Origin of the sequence: Pseudomonas sp. H26/SER47-MNA-CIBAN-0231 (genome assembly GCF_040310465.1) — a bacterium.
Lineage (GTDB): Bacteria > Pseudomonadota > Gammaproteobacteria > Pseudomonadales > Pseudomonadaceae > Aquipseudomonas > Aquipseudomonas atacamensis.
The window spans coordinates 397054-414203 of sequence record NZ_JBEOPW010000004.1; the positions used below are offsets into that span (position 1 = coordinate 397054).

The 17150-nt window shown below is 59.7% G+C and carries 9 protein-coding genes; 7 read left to right on the forward strand and 2 right to left on the reverse strand.

Going from position 1 to position 17150, the window contains the following annotated elements; all coding sequences use genetic code 11:
* Positions 1-549 precede the first annotated feature (549 nt).
* The gene (locus tag AAEZ10_RS09275; protein ID WP_016773580.1) at positions 550-810 is read right to left on the reverse strand and encodes a DUF2790 domain-containing protein; all 261 of its coding nucleotides are present in this window, start codon (positions 808-810) and stop codon (positions 550-552) included.
* 423 nt (positions 811-1233) lie between these two features.
* Here AAEZ10_RS09275 and acs point away from each other — a divergent pair, with 423 nt between their 5' ends.
* The 7 genes from acs (at position 1234) to argR (ending at position 9309) form a co-directional block, all read left to right on the forward strand.
* The gene (gene acs, locus AAEZ10_RS09280) at positions 1234-3189 is read left to right on the forward strand and encodes an acetate--CoA ligase (RefSeq protein ID WP_016773581.1); all 1956 of its coding nucleotides are present in this window, start codon (positions 1234-1236) and stop codon (positions 3187-3189) included.
* 733 nt (positions 3190-3922) lie between these two features.
* On the forward strand, positions 3923-4696 hold the full coding sequence (aotJ, locus tag AAEZ10_RS09285; RefSeq protein WP_350568895.1) for an L-arginine-binding protein AotJ: 774 nt from the start codon (positions 3923-3925) through the stop codon (positions 4694-4696).
* A gap of 91 nt (positions 4697-4787) precedes the next feature.
* Complete coding sequence (locus AAEZ10_RS09290) at positions 4788-5477, forward strand: ABC transporter permease (protein ID WP_016773583.1); 690 nt, start codon at positions 4788-4790, stop codon at positions 5475-5477.
* Positions 5474-6172, forward strand: a complete 699-nt coding sequence (locus tag AAEZ10_RS09295) for an ABC transporter permease (protein WP_122507650.1) — start codon at positions 5474-5476, stop codon at positions 6170-6172. Before AAEZ10_RS09290 ends, AAEZ10_RS09295 begins: the two co-directional genes overlap by 4 nt.
* 1 nt (position 6173) lies before the next feature.
* Complete coding sequence (locus AAEZ10_RS09300) at positions 6174-7286, forward strand: succinylglutamate desuccinylase/aspartoacylase family protein (protein ID WP_350568898.1); 1113 nt, start codon at positions 6174-6176, stop codon at positions 7284-7286.
* Positions 7287-7313: 27 nt separating this feature from the next.
* Positions 7314-8078: an ABC transporter ATP-binding protein gene (locus tag AAEZ10_RS09305; RefSeq protein WP_350568900.1), complete on the forward strand. Its 765-nt coding sequence runs from the start codon at positions 7314-7316 to the stop codon at positions 8076-8078.
* A gap of 250 nt (positions 8079-8328) precedes the next feature.
* The gene (argR, locus tag AAEZ10_RS09310) at positions 8329-9309 is read left to right on the forward strand and encodes a transcriptional regulator ArgR (RefSeq protein WP_024014018.1); all 981 of its coding nucleotides are present in this window, start codon (positions 8329-8331) and stop codon (positions 9307-9309) included.
* Positions 9310-9323: 14 nt separating this feature from the next.
* On the opposite strand, the gene AAEZ10_RS09315 is transcribed toward argR, so the two are convergent.
* Positions 9324-17087 carry a dermonecrotic toxin domain-containing protein gene (locus AAEZ10_RS09315; protein ID WP_350568902.1) on the reverse strand — a complete coding sequence of 2588 codons (7764 nt, stop codon included), beginning with the start codon at positions 17085-17087 and terminating at the stop codon, positions 9324-9326.
* Between the last annotated feature and the right edge of the window lie 63 nt (positions 17088-17150).

A 17150-nucleotide genomic window follows, 5' to 3' on the forward strand; every position in this document is an offset into this window, starting at 1 on the left:
ACGTGTCGTCTCCTGCGTGAGGGCTTGTGCCCGTGTGAAACCTGATGGGTTGGTTTTTCACACGGCCAAACAAGCCGCGTTGGATGTCGTTTTTTGCAGCGCTGCACGCAGGCAAATAAACAGAAATTTTGACGGGTTCCGAGAGCCTCTGATGGGCGCAATCAGCGTCTGGCACTGTTGCGGGGCTTCAGAATGGCTTTTGCTCCCTGTAAGGGAATATTGCTGACCCGTATAGGGCGGCATTATAGGGAAATTTTTACCGGCGTGGTGCGGCGAATCGGCTCATGGCGAGGCCGAGGAGGGGGTGGATTTCGGTCCGACCGAGGGATTACAGGGCTTTGCGCGGAATCGACCCGAGCAGATTTTTTTTCGTTAATTTTTTGGCAGGTGTTTTTTTGTTTAAAAAATAGCCAGAAAAGCGGGTTTTTCACTATATCTAGTGTTTTGCAAGCGTTTTTCACGGCTCCAGACACAACTGAGCCCGACCGAAGCCGGGCTGGAATCGACCCTCAATGTAGCGCTGAGCGATCCGATTCGGTGCAGTCTGATTCAGTTCGTGCAGCCGTTGCCCATGATGCTGTAGCGCAGGATGTGGCGTTGGCCTTTGGAGTCGTCGTATTCCATTTTTGCCGGTACAACTTCGCAGACATTTGGAATTTCGCTCATCGATACAACTTTGGCGATGTCCAGGTGTGTGGAGTAAGTGTATTCCTCGATGACCGGTTGTTGCTGTGCGACATCAGTCGGGACCTCGTCTGCCATGGCGGTTGCGCACAGACTGCTGAGGGCCAGAACCAATAAAGCTTTCATTTCTAATTCACCTTTTTGAGGTCGAGTGGGGTCACGCAACCTTTTTAGGGTTGCGTGTGGAGCTTGAGTATTTGATGCGTTACTTGGAGAGCTGGATTAACGGCCTTCGTGGGGGCTGTAACGTTGTTAATCGCGGTTGCCTTGTTGGCGAGGTGAATTTTAGGGCGGTGGGGTGTCGGTAAACAGGGGCGGTTTTGATAAACACTTTTGATAGATTTGGTAACAATCGATTGAGGTCTTGGTGTCTGGCCGGATGGGGTTTGCCTGACGGATCGCGTTGACTGCATCGCTGGCAAGCCAGCTCCCACATGGAATGCGGACATTTTGTAGGGGCTTGTTACTACCATCGTCGAATGGTTCTATGGGGCCCACCCGGCTACAACGGGGTCATACAAAAACAACTATTACACCGAGGTAGGAAAGATGAGTGCGGCTTCTCTGTATCCCGTTCGTCCCGAGGTTCTGGCAAACACGCTGACTGACGAGGCGACCTACAAAGCCATGTACCAGCAGTCGGTCGTCAACCCTGACGGCTTCTGGCGCGAGCAAGCCAAGCGTCTGGACTGGATCAAGCCTTTCACCACGGTGAAGCAGACGTCGTTCGACGATCACCATGTCGACATCAAGTGGTTTGCCGACGGCACCCTGAACGTTTCCTATAACTGCCTCGACCGTCATCTGGCCGAGCGCGGCGATCAAGTCGCGATCATCTGGGAAGGCGACGATCCTTCCGAAAGCCGCAACATCACCTACCGCGAACTGCACGAGCAAGTGTGCAAACTGGCCAACGCCCTGCGTGGTCAGGACGTGCACCGTGGCGACGTGGTGACCATTTACATGCCGATGATCCCCGAAGCCGTGGTCGCCATGCTGGCCTGCACCCGGATCGGTGCGATTCACTCGGTGGTGTTCGGCGGTTTCTCGCCGGAAGCCCTGGCCGGTCGCATCATCGACTGCCGCTCGAAAGTGGTGATCACCGCTGACGAAGGCATCCGTGCCGGCAAGAAGATTTCCCTCAAGGCCAACGTTGACGACGCCCTGACCAACCCCGAAACCAGCAGCATCCAGAAGGTCATCGTGTGCAAGCGCACCGGTGGCGACATCAAGTGGAACCAGCATCGCGACATCTGGTACGAAGACCTGATGAAGGTCGCGGGCACCGTTTGCGCACCGAAAGAGATGGGCGCCGAAGAAGCGTTGTTCATCCTTTATACCTCCGGCTCGACCGGCAAGCCGAAGGGCGTGCAGCACACCACCGGCGGTTATCTGCTGTATGCGGCGATGACCCACGAGCGCGTGTTCGACTACCGTCCGGGCGAAATCTACTGGTGCACCGCCGACGTCGGCTGGGTCACCGGCCACAGTTACATCGTCTACGGCCCGCTGGCCAACGGCGCGACCACCGTGCTGTTCGAAGGTGTGCCGAACTACCCGGACATCACCCGGGTGGCGAAGATCATCGACAAGCACAAGGTCAACATCCTCTACACCGCGCCGACCGCGATCCGCGCGATGATGGCCTCGGGTCAGGCCGCCGTGGAAGGCGCCGATGGCAGCAGCCTGCGTCTGCTCGGTTCGGTGGGTGAGCCGATCAACCCGGAAGCCTGGGACTGGTACTACAAGAATGTCGGCAAGTCGCGTTGCCCGATCGTCGATACCTGGTGGCAGACCGAGACTGGCGGCAACATGATGAGCCCGCTGCCGGGTGCTCACGCGCTGAAGCCGGGTTCGGCGGCGCGTCCGTTCTTCGGTGTGGTGCCGGCGCTGGTCGACAACCTCGGCAACATCATCGAGGGCGAGGCCGAGGGCAATCTGGTGATTCTCGATTCGTGGCCAGGCCAGGCGCGTACGCTGTACGGCGATCACGATCGTTTCGTCGATACCTACTTCAAGACCTTCCGTGGCATGTACTTCACCGGTGACGGCGCGCGTCGCGATGCCGACGGTTACTACTGGATCACCGGGCGCGTGGACGACGTGCTCAACGTCTCCGGCCACCGCATGGGTACCGCCGAGATCGAAAGCGCGATGGTCGCGCATCCGAAGGTGGCCGAAGCTGCGGTGGTGGGTGTGCCGCATGACATCAAGGGGCAGGGCATCTATGTCTATGTGACCTTGAAGAATGGCGAGGAGCCGACCGAGCAACTGCGTCTGGAGCTGAAGAACTGGGTGCGCAAGGAGATCGGCCCGATCGCTTCGCCGGACGTGATCCAGTGGGCGCCGGGGCTGCCGAAAACCCGTTCGGGCAAGATCATGCGCCGCATCCTGCGCAAGATTGCCACGGCGGAATATGACGGCTTGGGCGATATCTCGACCCTGGCGGATCCGGGTGTGGTGCAGCATTTGATTGATACGCACAAGACGATGAATGTTGCTTAAGCGTTAGAAGCATAGGAGCCCTGTCCGGTGATGCCGGATGGGGCTTTTTTGTGTCTGGTGGATTTGTGTCGATCGGGCTGGCCTCTTCGCGAGCAGGCTCGCTCCCACAAGGAAGTGGGCGCATTTTTTGATCGTTCCCACGCTCTGCGTGGGAATGCAGCAAGGGACGCTCTGCGTCCGAGAAGCCGACGCAGAGCGTTGAGGGAGGCGTTCCCACGCGGAGCGTGGGAACGATCAGCGACTCAACCAATAATTATCGATCTGCATCGTCAGGCCTTTCCCGCTGTTACCCGCCACAGGCCAATGTGTAACCGCCCGCGCCAAACCGGGGCGAAGGGAAACGCGGTGCGCCGTTTTAGAGTCTCCAAAGCCCCGCGGAAAAATAAGACATAACGCTGCGCTTGCCGGATTAGAAGGGTTTGCGAATAATGGGCCCGCAACTTGCTATATGTATCGGTTCACTGTCTTTCGCTCTTGCATGAAATTGCAGGGCTGTCAATGAGCTCAAACCGCTTTCTCGGTGCATCTGTAATTAGTTGTCGCATTGAAGAAATATCGGCTTCGGGCCTGTCGTTAGAATGCCGATCACTCGCTCATCGTGGCTGACGTTGAAATCGCCTGCGGTTTCAATGGGAAATTTCCGCCGATGCGCAACCGATTTCCGATTCACCCATTCGCATATTGGGCTGTCGCTCACTCTGCCGTTTTTGCCCTTTACCGATGGAGTCCCAAGATGAAGAAACTTGTGCTGCTTGGCGCCCTGGCACTGTCCGTGCTGTCGCTGAATGCCGTCGCTGACGAAAAACCTGTGAAGATCGGCATCGAAGCGGCTTACCCTCCATTCGCTTCGAAAGCACCGGACGGCAGCATCGTCGGTTTCGACTACGACATCGGCAACGCGCTGTGCGAAGAGATGAAGGTCAAGTGCGTGTGGGTCGAGCAAGAGTTCGACGGTCTGATCCCGGCTCTCAAAGTGCGCAAGATCGACGCGATCCTGTCGTCGATGTCGATCACCGAAGATCGCAAGAAGTCGGTCGACTTCACCAACAAGTACTACAACACCCCGGCGCGTCTGGTCATGAAGGCCGGCACTCAGGTCAGCGAGGGTCTGGCTGAGCTGAAAGGCAAGAACATCGGCGTACAGCGTGGCTCGATCCACGAGCGTTTCGCCCGCGAAGTTCTGGCCCCATTGGGCGCCGAGATCAAGCCGTACGGCTCGCAGAACGAAATCTACCTCGACGTGGCTGCCGGTCGCCTCGACGGTACCGTGGCTGACGCCACCCTGCTGGACGACGGTTTCCTGAAAACCGACGCCGGCAAAGGCTTCGCATTCGTTGGCCCGGCCTTCGCCGACGTCAAATACTTCGGCGACGGCGTAGGTATCGCAGTGCGCAAGGGCGACGCCCTGAAAGACAAGATCAACACTGCCATCGCGGCCATCCGCGAAAACGGCAAATACAAAGCAATCCAGGACAAGTACTTCGCCTTCGACATCTACGGCAAGTAAGACGTCTCTGCGACAAGTCCGAAATGGCGCAAGCAACAGAATCTCTGCGGTTTGCGCCATTTTTTCATCCCAACTTTCGAGGACCTGAATCATGTTGAAAGGCTACGGGGCTGTCATCCTCGATGGCGCATGGCTGACGCTTCAGCTCGCCTTGTCGTCCATGGCTCTGGCCATCGTTCTCGGGCTGATCGGTGTCGCGTTGCGCCTGTCGCCGGTGCGCTGGCTGGCGTGGCTGGGCGACCTGTATTCGACGGTGATCCGCGGCATTCCCGATCTGGTGCTGATCCTGCTGATCTTCTACGGCGGTCAGGACTTGCTCAACCGCGTCGCGCCGATGCTCGGCTATGACGACTACATCGACCTGAACCCGCTGGCCGCCGGTATCGGCACCCTCGGTTTCATCTTCGGTGCGTACCTCTCGGAAACCTTCCGTGGTGCGTTCATGGCGATCCCCAAGGGCCAGGCCGAAGCGGGCATGGCGTACGGCATGAGCAGTTTTCAGGTGTTCTTCCGGGTGATGGTGCCGCAGATGATTCGTCTGGCGATTCCCGGCTTCACCAACAACTGGCTGGTGCTGACCAAGGCCACCGCGCTGATTTCCGTGGTCGGTCTGCAAGACATGATGTTCAAGGCCAAGCAGGCGGCGGATGCCACGCGCGAGCCTTTCACCTTCTTCCTCGCAGTGGCGGCGATGTACCTGGTGATCACCAGTGTTTCGTTGCTGGCATTGCGTCACCTTGAGAAGCGCTACTCGGTAGGCGTAAGGGCGGCTGATCTATGATCTTCGACTACAACGTCATCTGGGAGGCACTGCCGCTGTACTTCGGCGGCCTGCTGACCACCCTCAAACTGCTCGCGCTGTCGCTGTTCTTCGGCTTGCTCGCGGCGTTGCCGCTGGGGCTGATGCGCGTCTCGAAAAACCCGTTCGTCAACGGCGCCGCGTGGCTGTACACCTACGTGATTCGCGGCACGCCGATGCTGGTGCAGCTGTTCCTGATCTACTACGGTCTGGCCCAGTTCGAAGCGGTACGCGAAAGCTTCCTGTGGCCGTGGCTGTCCAGCGCAACGTTCTGCGCCTGCCTGGCTTTTGCCGTGAACACCAGCGCCTACACCGCGGAAATCATCGCCGGCAGCCTGAAGGCCACGCCGAACGGTGAGATCGAAGCGGCCAAGGCCATGGGCATGTCGCGCTTCAAACTGTACAAGCGCATCCTGCTGCCGTCGGCCCTGCGCCGCGCGCTGCCGCAGTACAGCAACGAAGTGATCATGATGCTGCAGACCACCAGTCTGGCGTCGATCGTGACCCTGATCGACATCACTGGCGCGGCACGTACCGTCAACGCGCAGTTCTACCTGCCGTTCGAGGCGTACATCACCGCTGGCGTGTTCTACCTGTGCCTGACCTTCATTCTGGTCAAGCTGTTCAAACTGGCCGAGCGTCGCTGGTTGAGCTACCTCGCGCCACGGAAGCACTGATATGCAACGCATTGATCACGTATTGCCGTGGAGCCACCTGGGCAGCGAGCGCAAGGTTTCGGTTTTCCGTTTCGGCAGCGGCGAGCGCAAGGCCTACATCCAGGCCAGCCTGCACGCCGATGAACTGCCGGGCATGCGCACCGCCTGGGAGCTGAAAAAGCGCCTCGGCGAACTCGAAGCCCAAGGCTTGCTCAACGGCGTGATCGAGCTGGTGCCGGTGGCCAATCCGATCGGTCTCGGGCAATTGCTGCAAGGCAATTTCCAGGGCCGTTTCGAGGCGGGCAGCGGCAAGAATTTCAACCGTGACTTCGTTGAGCTCAGCGCGCCGGTGGCGGCGGCACTGGGCGACAAGCTCGGTGATGATCCCCATGCCAATGTGCGCCTGATCCGTCAGGCAATGGCCGACCACCTGGCCGGTTTGCCTGAAGCGAGCAGCCAGTTGCAAGGCATGCAACTTGTGCTGCTCAGCCACGCCTGCACCGCCGATGTGGTTCTCGATCTGCACTGCGATGCCGAAGCCGCGCTGCACATGTACGCGCTGCCGCAGCACTGGCCGCAGTGGCGTTCGCTGTCGGCGCACCTGAACGTCAAGGTTGGTTTGCTCGCGGAAGATTCCGGCGGCAGCTCGTTCGATGAAGCCTGCTCGTTGCCGTGGCTGCGCCTGTCGCGGCAGTTTCCCGATGCGCAGATTCCGCTGGCGTGTCTGGCGACGACCATCGAGCTGGGCGGGCAGGCCGACACTGGCCGCGTCGAAGCCGAGGCTTATGCCGAAGGCATTCTGGCGTTCCTTGCCGAGCAAGGCCTGATCACCGGCGAGTGGCCAGACCCGGCCTTCGAACCGTGCGAAGGCATGCCGTTCGAAGGCACCGAATTGCTGTTTGCGCCGCACCCCGGTGTGGTGAGTTTTTCCCGCAGGCCCGGCGAATGGGTCGAGGCGGGCGATGAGATTTTTCAAGTGATCGACCCTGTGTCCGATCGGGTCAGCACGGTATGTGCTGGTACGTCCGGGGTGCTGTTTGCCATTGAACGGCTGCGCTATGCCCAACCCGGTTTCTGGCTGGCCAAGGTGGCGGGGCGCGAAGCGCTGCGTCACGGGCGCTTGCTCAACGACTGACTGACTGTTTTTGTGAGAACCGACCGCATGTACAAACTTGAAGTCCAAGACCTGCATAAACGCTATGGCAGTCACGAAGTGCTCAAGGGCGTGTCCCTGAAAGCCGCCGCCGGCGATGTGATCAGCATCATCGGCTCCAGTGGCTCCGGCAAAAGTACTTTCCTGCGCTGCATCAACCTGCTCGAGCAGCCGCACGCCGGCAAGATCCTGCTCAACAACGAAGAGCTGAAACTGGTGGCGAACAAGGACGGCGCGCTGAAAGCCGCTGATCCGAAGCAGCTGCAACGCATGCGTTCGCGCCTGTCGATGGTGTTCCAGCATTTCAACCTGTGGTCGCACATGACCGCGATTGAAAACATCATGGAAGCGCCGGTGCACGTGCTCGGCGTACCCAAGTACGAAGCCCGGGAAAAAGCCGAGTACTACCTGAACAAGGTTGGCGTGGCCCATCGTAAAGACGCGTTCCCGGGGCACATGTCCGGCGGCGAGCAGCAGCGTGTGGCGATTGCCCGAGCGCTGGCGATGGAACCGGAAGTGATGCTGTTCGACGAACCGACCTCGGCCCTCGACCCGGAGCTGGTCGGCGACGTGCTGAAAGTCATGCAGGCGTTGGCGCAGGAAGGCCGCACCATGGTCGTGGTGACCCACGAAATGGGCTTCGCCCGTGAAGTGTCGAACCAGTTGGTGTTCCTGCACAAAGGCGTCGTCGAAGAAAGCGGCAACCCGCGCGAAGTGCTGGTCAACCCGCAGTCGGAACGCTTGCGGCAGTTCCTGTCGGGCAGCCTGAAATAAATCAGGGCTGCCGTTGTGCACCAGATTAGGTCATGCTTCGCGATCTTCTGGCTGGCTCAGATGTCCTGTGGGAGCGAGCCTGCTCGCGAAAGCGGTAGAACAGATAGCAGTTATGTTGACTGGTACACCGCCTTCGCGAGCTGGCTCGCTCCCACATTCTGATCTTCACCGGTTTCAGGATTTGTATTCATTTCCGGGCTAGCATTGGCCCATGCCTTCATCACCGTTGTTCGTTTCGGATTGCCCGCCCATGACTGCCCATCGAATTGGTTTCCTGATTTGGCCCAGCACTAAAGCGTTGACGCTGGCGCTGGCGGAGGAGGCCTTGCGTGTTGCGCAGCGGGTGCACCCGGACGTGGTTTACGAACTGTCGTTCTTGCAGGCCGAGCCGCAGAGCGAAGGGGCCTGGCAATTGCCCGGCGAACCCTGGGCCGGCAAGCTCGAGAATTTCCAGAAACTGTTCCTGCTCGCCGACGAGCCACCGACCACGCTCGCGCCGGCGCTGAGCAGTGCGCTCAAGCAACTGGTGCGTGCCGGTTGCGTGATCGGTGGTCTGTCGGCCGGTGTCTATCCGCTGGCGCAGCTCGGTTTGCTCGACGGTTATCGCGCCGCCGTGCACTGGCGCTGGCAGGACGATTTCGCTGAGCGCTTCCCGAAAGTCATCGCCACCAGCCATCTGTTCGACTGGGACCGCGATCGCCTGACTGCTTGCGGTGGCATGTCGGTGCTCGACCTGTTGCTGGCGGTGCTGGCCCGTGATCACGGTGCGGAACTGGCCGGTGCGGTGTCGGAAGAACTGGTGGTCGAGCGCATCCGCGAGGGCGGTGAGCGTCAGCGCATTCCGTTGCAGAATCGCCTCGGCTCCAGCCATCCGAAGCTCACCCAGGCGGTGTTGCTGATGGAAGCCAACATCGAAGAGCCGCTGACTACCGACGAAATCGCCCAGCATGTGTGCGTATCCCGTCGGCAACTGGAGCGGATCTTCAAGCAATACCTCAACCGCGTGCCGAGCCAGTACTACCTGGAATTGCGTCTGAACAAGGCCCGGCAGATGTTGATGCAGACCAGCAAGTCGATCATCCAGATCGGCCTCTCGTGTGGCTTCTCCTCGGGGCCGCATTTCTCCAGCGCCTATCGCAATTTCTTCGGTGCCACGCCGCGCGAAGATCGCAACCAGCGACGCAGCAGCAGCCCTTTCGAATTGTCGTCAGTGCCGCCGGAGCGTGGCTGAGCGCAGATCGACCCTCAATCGGTTTCCATGCCGCCGGAGAAGTCATGGAAATCCTCAATCGTCTGATACGCGGTGTCGTTGCTCGACTGCTGCTCCAGCAGGCGCAATTGATACGCCGCCTCATACCGCTGCAGGCGCTGCAAACTTTCGGCAGTCAGCGGGTTGTCGCTGAAGTCGTATTCGGTCAGCACGTCGCCGGGCTGTAAAGAAAACTCGCCCGGCAACTCGGTGATCGCGTTCCCGGACAAGTCCGCGTACCTCAATCGAGGCAGTTCGAACAGACCGTCGGGCACCTTGCTCAAGGCGCAATTGCCCAGACGCACATCGGTCATCTGCGGGAAATGACTCAGATCCGGAGTAATGTTGAGCGGATTGTCGCTCAGGTCCACGGATCTCAGGTTTCTCAGCATTCTGAAGGCTTCTGCGGTCTGCGCAGTCAGCGCGATTTCACAGCCAGGCAGATACAGGCTGTGCAATCTGTCCATTCCGAAGATTCTGGGGGGAACCTCGCGCAACGGATATTTGCGGATGGTGATGCTTTTGAGTTTGGGAAAAAGCGCCAACAATTGATCGACCCTGGGCGGGGCGGACGCTCCGCTTGTCAGTCGCAACTCTTCGATATGGTCGAAGCTTGCGGCCAGCGCCGGCAGCTCGCCGGTGAACGAAATGTCGCAGGTAACTCTTGGGTCCATGATGTACGTGGGCGCCCGGCGCAGGTCGGTTTCCAGATCTCGCCTGAAATGTTGGCGATTGCGTGTTTCCCTGGCTGCCGCGTCGTTCGCCAGTGACATCTGCGTGCCAGGATCGTTGGGGATCTCGTTTGTCCAGCTATCCAGGCGTTCGAGCAGGCTCGTGAGGCCGGTTTTGCGGCGCATCAGCTCAAGACGTCCATCGGCCAGCGTACCCGCCAGCTTGTAGACCAGATCGTTGGCATCGAAGCCGGACAGCGATGGGTAAAGGCTTTGCGCCAGATCGATGTCGTCCTGTTGGACCCAGACACCGAAATTGTCGGCTTTGGCCTGGAAAGCGGCTTTGACACGTTCTCTGGAAGCAATCGACAACGGGTTGGCGCCCAGTTCAATGCCGCGACCGGAATAACGCGTCAGCTCCGTCGGCACTTCGATGATGTTGTTGTCGCTCAGCAACGCAACTTCCAGCTGCGGCAGCTGTTCCAGGCCGGCAGGAACGCTATCGATTCCGGTGCTGGTCAGATCGATGAACGTCAGGTTCTGCAGTGCCGACACATCGGGCGTGACCTGCAGCGGATTGCTATACAAGTCCAGAGATTTCAAGCGGGTCAGCGTGGACAAGACCGCTTGTCCTTCAGGATCCAGTGTGATCTGGCACTTGCTCAGCATCAGCGTTTCCAGCGACGGCAGGCTTTGCAGCGCTTGCGGCATCCGGCCCAGGGAAAAATCCTGCAGTTCCAGGCCCTGCAATCCGCTGAAGCTTGTGAGAAAACCGTCGGAAACCTTCAGTGCCGGATTGCCCTGCAGATTGAGATGGGTGATGTGACTGAAGTCGGTGGCCAATTGCGGTAACTCACCGGTAAATGCCGCATTGGCATTGAAGGTGTTGAACCGTAGTGCTGAATTGTCGGTGCGCCTGCCGCGCCACAGTTGTTCGAGGCTTTCGCTGAATTTTTGTCTCTCGGCGAGTTCTGCGGCTTTTTCCTGCGCAGTCCATGGCCGTTCTGTCGATGGATTGTTGACTGGCAGACGCTCACGCCATGCGTTGAGATCACCAATCATGCGGGCGATTTCGCCCTCCCACCAGATCAGTTGCGCCGTGCCGGTCTGTAATGTCCCGGGCAGGCGATAAATCATGTTGATCGCAGCGTTTTCCCCAAGGCGTGGGAACAGTCTCTGCGCCATGGCAATGTCAGCCGATGGCGGCTTGATGCGGAAGTTGCGCCCGTGTGCCGCGTAGCAGAACTTGACGCGCTCGCGGGCATTTATCGACAGAGGGTTGTCGTTCAGATATATGCCGTCGGCCTTATCGGGCTTCAGGCTGAAGATAGCGTCCGGCAGCTCGGTAATCTGGTTATTGGCAAGCGAGAGCTCTCGCAGCAGCGGATGCTCGGCGATGCCCTTCGGCACGCTGGTCAGATCGGTATGGCCAAGTAAAAAGTTGGTTACCCTGGGCAGGGTTGTCAGATCGGGCGCGTTTGACAGTGGGTTGTGGCTCAGATCGAGCAGCCGCAACTCGGACAGAGTGCCGAGTACTTGCTGTCCGGCAGGTGTCAGTGTCAGCGCGCAGTCATTCAGTTTGAGCTCTTTGAGATACTGCAGGCGGCCGACGAATGAGGGGATGTCATAGAGGGTGAAGGCTTTTAATTTCAGCGTCTGAAGATTCGGGAACAAGGCAGCGAACGGCTCCAGTCCGGCGGTTGTCACGTTGCCGGTGAGCTTGAGGCTGGTCACGTGATCGAAGTTGACACTCAGGCGCGGCATTTCGCCGAGAAACTTCAGGTCTGCCGCAAACAATGCGCTGCGCTTGCCGCTTCCCATCGATCTTTCGCTCCAGAAATCCTCCAGCAATTGCTTGAAGTCCGAGCGTGCGGATCGTTGCGCCAGATGCTCGCTTACGCTCAAGGCCTGGCCTGTGACCGGGTGCGCGGACGGAATTGCCGAGGCCCAGCGGGTCAGGTCATCGCGCATCTGTTGCTGCTCCGCTTTCCAGCGAAGGAGCTGTTTGCGGCTGTCGCCCAGATTGCCGGGCAAGTCGTAGATCATCTCGCTGGCCTCCTGCTTGTTCAAACCGGGAAACAGCTGCCGGGCGAGGCTGACATCCTGCTCGGGCGCCAGGACGTCAAAGTCGTTTCGATGGATGCGGAAGTAGTTTTTGATCTGATCGCGCGTTGCTGCCGATAGCGGATTGTCGGCAAGGTCAATGCCGTCACTGCGCTCGGCGGGGAGGTCGAACAGCGCCTCCGGCAATTGCGTGATGCGGTTGCCCGAGAGGGCTGCGATTCGTAACCCCGGATGGCTGCTCAGTCCTTCGGGAACGTCGGTCAACCCGCAGTTGGACAGGTCGAGATGGAACAACTCCGGCAACAGGTTCAGGTCGGGGAACGTTCCCAGCGGATTGTTGCTCAGGTCCAGCGTGTCCAGGGCGGTGAGTGACAGCAGCGCAGCCTGGTTTTCCGGGGTCATGACCACGCCACAATTCTTCAGCTCCAGATCGGTCAGCCGAGGCAGTTTTGCTTCGCCAAGCGCCAGCGGTTCCAGTTCGAAGCCGCTCATTTTCAGCTTGGCAAGGTTGGGCAAGCACTCCACGAAGCGCAGGGCGGCGGTGATATTGGCGTTGCCAACGAGGTTCAACCGGGTAACGCGCTCCAGACCGGTGCTGAGTATCGGCATATCGCCACTGAAGGCCGCCGTTGCCCTGAGTTCTTCAAGGCGCGGGTACGTGGGCGGGCTGCGCCAGAATTGTTCGATCTGTTGCGCAAAGTCTCGCCTGGCATCCAGTTCGCGGGTCTGCGTCTCGAGCGGCAGACGTTCTCCCGATTCGGAGGCAGTCACGGCGGCCTGGTTGATCCATTGGCTGAGTTCGAGATTCAGAACGCCGAGCTCATTTTCCCAGCGTGACAACTGTGCACCGCACTCGGCCAATGGCCCGGGCAATCGGTACAAAACCCGTGTCGCGCCTTCGGTGTCAAGGGAAGGGAACAAGGTGATGGTGCGCTGCAGATCCTCCTGCACAGGCCGGACCCCGAAGTGCTTGCCGGTGTGCTCGTAAAACACTTTGACCCGTTCCCGAGAGGCTGCGGTCAACGGGTTGTCTGCAAAGGTGTAACCATCGCAGAGGGAGCTGGCCAGGTTGAAGAACTTTTCCGGTATCCGCGTAATGCGGTTGCGATCGAATTGCGCCGAGATCAATCGCGGATGATCCAGCAGATCGTCGGGCACCGTATGAATGCCGGTGTCGGACAGATTGACGTAGCGCAACGAAGGCATCGCGTGCAGGTCCGGCGGCAAGCCCAGCGCATTGCCTTGCAGATCGAGCAGGGTAAGTTGTGGCAAGGAAGCCAGCACCGACTCTGTGACCGTTGTCAGGCTCACTCGGCAATCGCGTAAACGCAGTTCGCGCAGCGAGGGCATTGAAGTCAGTGCTTGCGGCAGGCTGGGCAGATTGAGGTTGCGCGCATCAATATTCTGCAACTGACTGAAGGACTGCAGAAAGCTGTCGACAGATGTGGTCATCGGGCTGCCATCAATGGCGAGCGAAGTGATATGGCTGAAGTCTGCTGACAACACCGGCAATTCGCCCATGACCGCCGGTGTAAGGCGCAAGGCGTATCCGGCGGCGAAGCCCTGTTGATTGATACCCGTGACGTGCTCCCGCCTCCAGGCTTTGAGCAATTGCTCCCTGAGCAGCCTGCGATTCTGGAGTTCGGCGCGCTTCTCCAGCGGCGTCAGCGCCGTGCCGGTTTCGGGATGCAAGGCGGGCGGATTGTTGGCCCAGACATGCAGCTCGTTCTGCAATTGCAAGTAGTCATTTTGCAAGCGAAGCATCTCTGCGCGCGGGCCTGCTGGACTCCTGCGCATGCTTTCGGCGAGAAAGCGCATCTCATGATTGGACATACGTGGATAGAGCACGCGGATGTCTTCTTCGAGGGTGTGCGGCTGGTAAGCGGGACGCGGCGGACGCGGCGCATGGGCGTAACCGTCGGTACCGAGCAGGCGCAGGGTGTCGACAGTCGGCGCTCGTGACGGCGTATCGACAATCACCTGACGCCACTCGTGGCGCTCGAGCGTACGTTGACTAATGGCCGCCTTCAGCGCCTGATTCTGACCAATGCGCAGGTCCAGGATTTGGCGCTCGCTGTCGGGCAATGCGTACAACAGGCTGGAATAGAAATCAGTGAATGAGTGCAGCTGCTGCCCACGATCGTCATAAGGTTGATATTGGCCATCGTCGCGGCGAACCAGCACCTTGTGTGCAGGCGCATCGTCACGGCCGATGGTGTCCAGTAATGCGCCCTCGTAGCGCCCGTCACGGATCTCGATGCGCACATCGCCACTCCAGCCCGGCAACAATTTGAGGCTGTGCAGCGCCAGAGAATCAGAGTCGGGGTTGCTCACCGAGGCCAGCTCAAGGCCCTCATATGCGCGGGCAACGCGCACCTCGTCACTGGCCATCTGCATGAGCGTCTGTTGGCGCGCGGGCAACTGTCCTTCGCTGATCTGCAGCAGTTCGCTGCCGGTCGCGGTATCGAGCAGTTCGCGGGTAATGCTGGCCGGCAATTGTGGAGGGTGAGTCTTGAGTCGTGCCGCCAGCGGGTCGTCGAGGTGCTGGAGGGCTTGATAGCGCGACTCGAACAGCGCGCTTGTGTTGCGTCTGGCGAGGTCGGCCACTTGCTTGCGCAGGTTCTGGCTGCGGACCTCGATGGACGGCGTCGGTCCGGCGAAGGGCTCGTCCAGCAAGGCTTTGATCTGCGTCTCGTCGAGGGTTTGGAGCAGGGTTTTGAGCACGTCGCCACCGATCAGTTCGCCCTGGCGCAGTTCGGTCACGGGCAGGGTTGTGTCGGCTGACGATTGCCACAGTTGCTGGCCTTGGCGATCAAGCAGACGCAGGCATTTGTCGCCTGGCCAGCGACCGTATTCGCTGAGCACCTGCAGTTGCATGGCCGGGTCGGCGCGCAAAAAAACTTCGGCGTCATCGCTGTCGAGCTGGTCGATGAAGCGTTGCAACTGCTGATCAAGCTTGAAGCGCTGGATACTGTCGGCCAGCAGCGGCGGGACCTTTTCCTGCTCGACATGCATTTTGCGCAGCGCGTCTTCGCTGGTTCCGCTGATCTGCAGGACGGTTTCGCGCTCGCTCGCGGACAAGCTCTCGACCGCAGGGCCGATACGGCGCAGCGCGGTTGCGCCATCCCACTCCAGCGGTTGCTCGAGTTCAGTGTGCCAGGCACCTTCGCCGTTGTGGCGCAGCACCGGCTGGTATGCGTCGGGGCGACTCGGATGTTCGATGCGGTACTGCCCTGGCACCTGACTTTCCGTGACTGCAAAGTGCGCGTCCTCCAGGGGCAGCAGGCGCTTGTCTTCATGGGTATGCAGACCCAGCGCATCGGGTTGCGAATCGGCAGTCGGGCGCTGCGGATGTTTGTAGCGTTCGAGATCCGGTTGCCAATAGCGGGTGTCACCATTGGCCAGTTGTACCGGTTTGAAGCGGTCGATGAACGCTACGATTTCCTTGGGCAATACCTTGCGAAACTCGGCCGCGCCAATCGCACCGCCGACGGCGAACATGCCCAGCTGGATCATCGATTCCACGGTGCCCATCAGGTGTTCGACCGCTTCGGTCGTGCGTCCCTGCGCCCACTCGACAATGCCTTCGAATACTTCATCGAGCATCTGATAGGCCATGTACGCCATCATCGCTTCACCGAGCACCGGCACGAAGGGCGCGACGATCATCGCGGCGGTCTGGGCGATGGAAGAGAGGATGTTGACCAGCGAATCCCAGAATGCCCAGCGCGCCCTTTGATCGACCAACGCAGTCGGTACGGCAATGGTTCGGGCGTCATTGAAAATCTTGTTCAGCTTTGCCTGGTACAGGTGTTGCCACACATCGTCGTAAAACGGCGTCAGCGCGGTCTGCAGATCGGGCCGCTCCACCGGGGCTTCGCGCCACGCCGGCAGCGGGTCGCCGGGTTCGTGTGGATGCCAGCGGATTTCACTCAGCCGGCTGTTGAGAGTGCTGAAGAAGAAACCGCGCTGGTCGTGGTTGACGAAGCGGCTGAAGAATTGCTGATAGTCCCTGGAGCGCAACTGGCGCGTCAGTTCCACAACCATTTCCAACGGCGAGGCGTACTCCTTGAACGGATGTTCGGGGTCATCCGGGACGTAGGCGACGACGCGCGCGGCATTGCGCGTCATGTACAGGTCCGGGGCGAATACCACGATGCCGGTCAGCGGTGCGCAAAGCATCGTCATGTCATGACACAGCAGCGGCGCGCCATGCACATGCAGGCCTTTCACGCCGTCGAGCATGGCCTCGATCGTGCGTAACGCGTTTTCCGAGACATCGCGGTTCATCCGCGCCCATTGCAGGGCAGACTTCATCGCGGCCTTCTGGCTGGCGTCGATTTTGCCGCGCAAGACCGACGCGACCATCGGATCGGAATAGCCCAGATTGTCTTCCAGACTGGCTTTGTATTTCGCGCCGATATCCAGTCGACGGCACAGTTTTGTGAAAGCGGAAATGCTCAGTTTCGCCTTGATCTCGGGCAGGGTTTCAAACTGTCCTGTGGCCGAGGGGGCGCTGGTGAATGTCGACTCGGCTTCGAAGGCGTTGTCTTCGGTTTCCCTGTCTTCGAAGTTATGCAGTGCAGCCTCAAGCAGTGACACGGACCAGGCGCGGGCGCCGGTGCGGATCGGAAACCACGGGGTGGTGGCGGGAATGTACAGGCGCACGTAGGTGTTTCTGACATCCAGCTCCAGATCGAAGCAGCGTTTCAGCTCGGCCTTGAGCAGGGGCTCGGCGAAAGCCGCAGCGTCCTGCAAGTGTTCCAGGCTTTTATCGACCCGGCTCTGGGCGCTGATATGCGCCGCCCCAAGGCTTTTCATCAGCGCGTGCTGTTCGGCTGGCGCGTTCTTGAGCGCGGCCGGCTGTTGCGGGAGGCTGCTTTTCAGTGCTTCTCGCCGAGTGGCTGAGGTGTCGCCCAGCCAGGCGGGAATCGCGTTTTTCAGTGGTTGATAATGCTCGTCCGCATGGTGCGCGTCAGTTGCGTCATCCGGGCTTGCCGATGGGGGTGCTTCAGACAAATGCATGGCCATTCCTTGGCGTTGGGAAGAACCCTCAGCAAATCAGCAGCAAGCGCCCCCCGTGCGGTA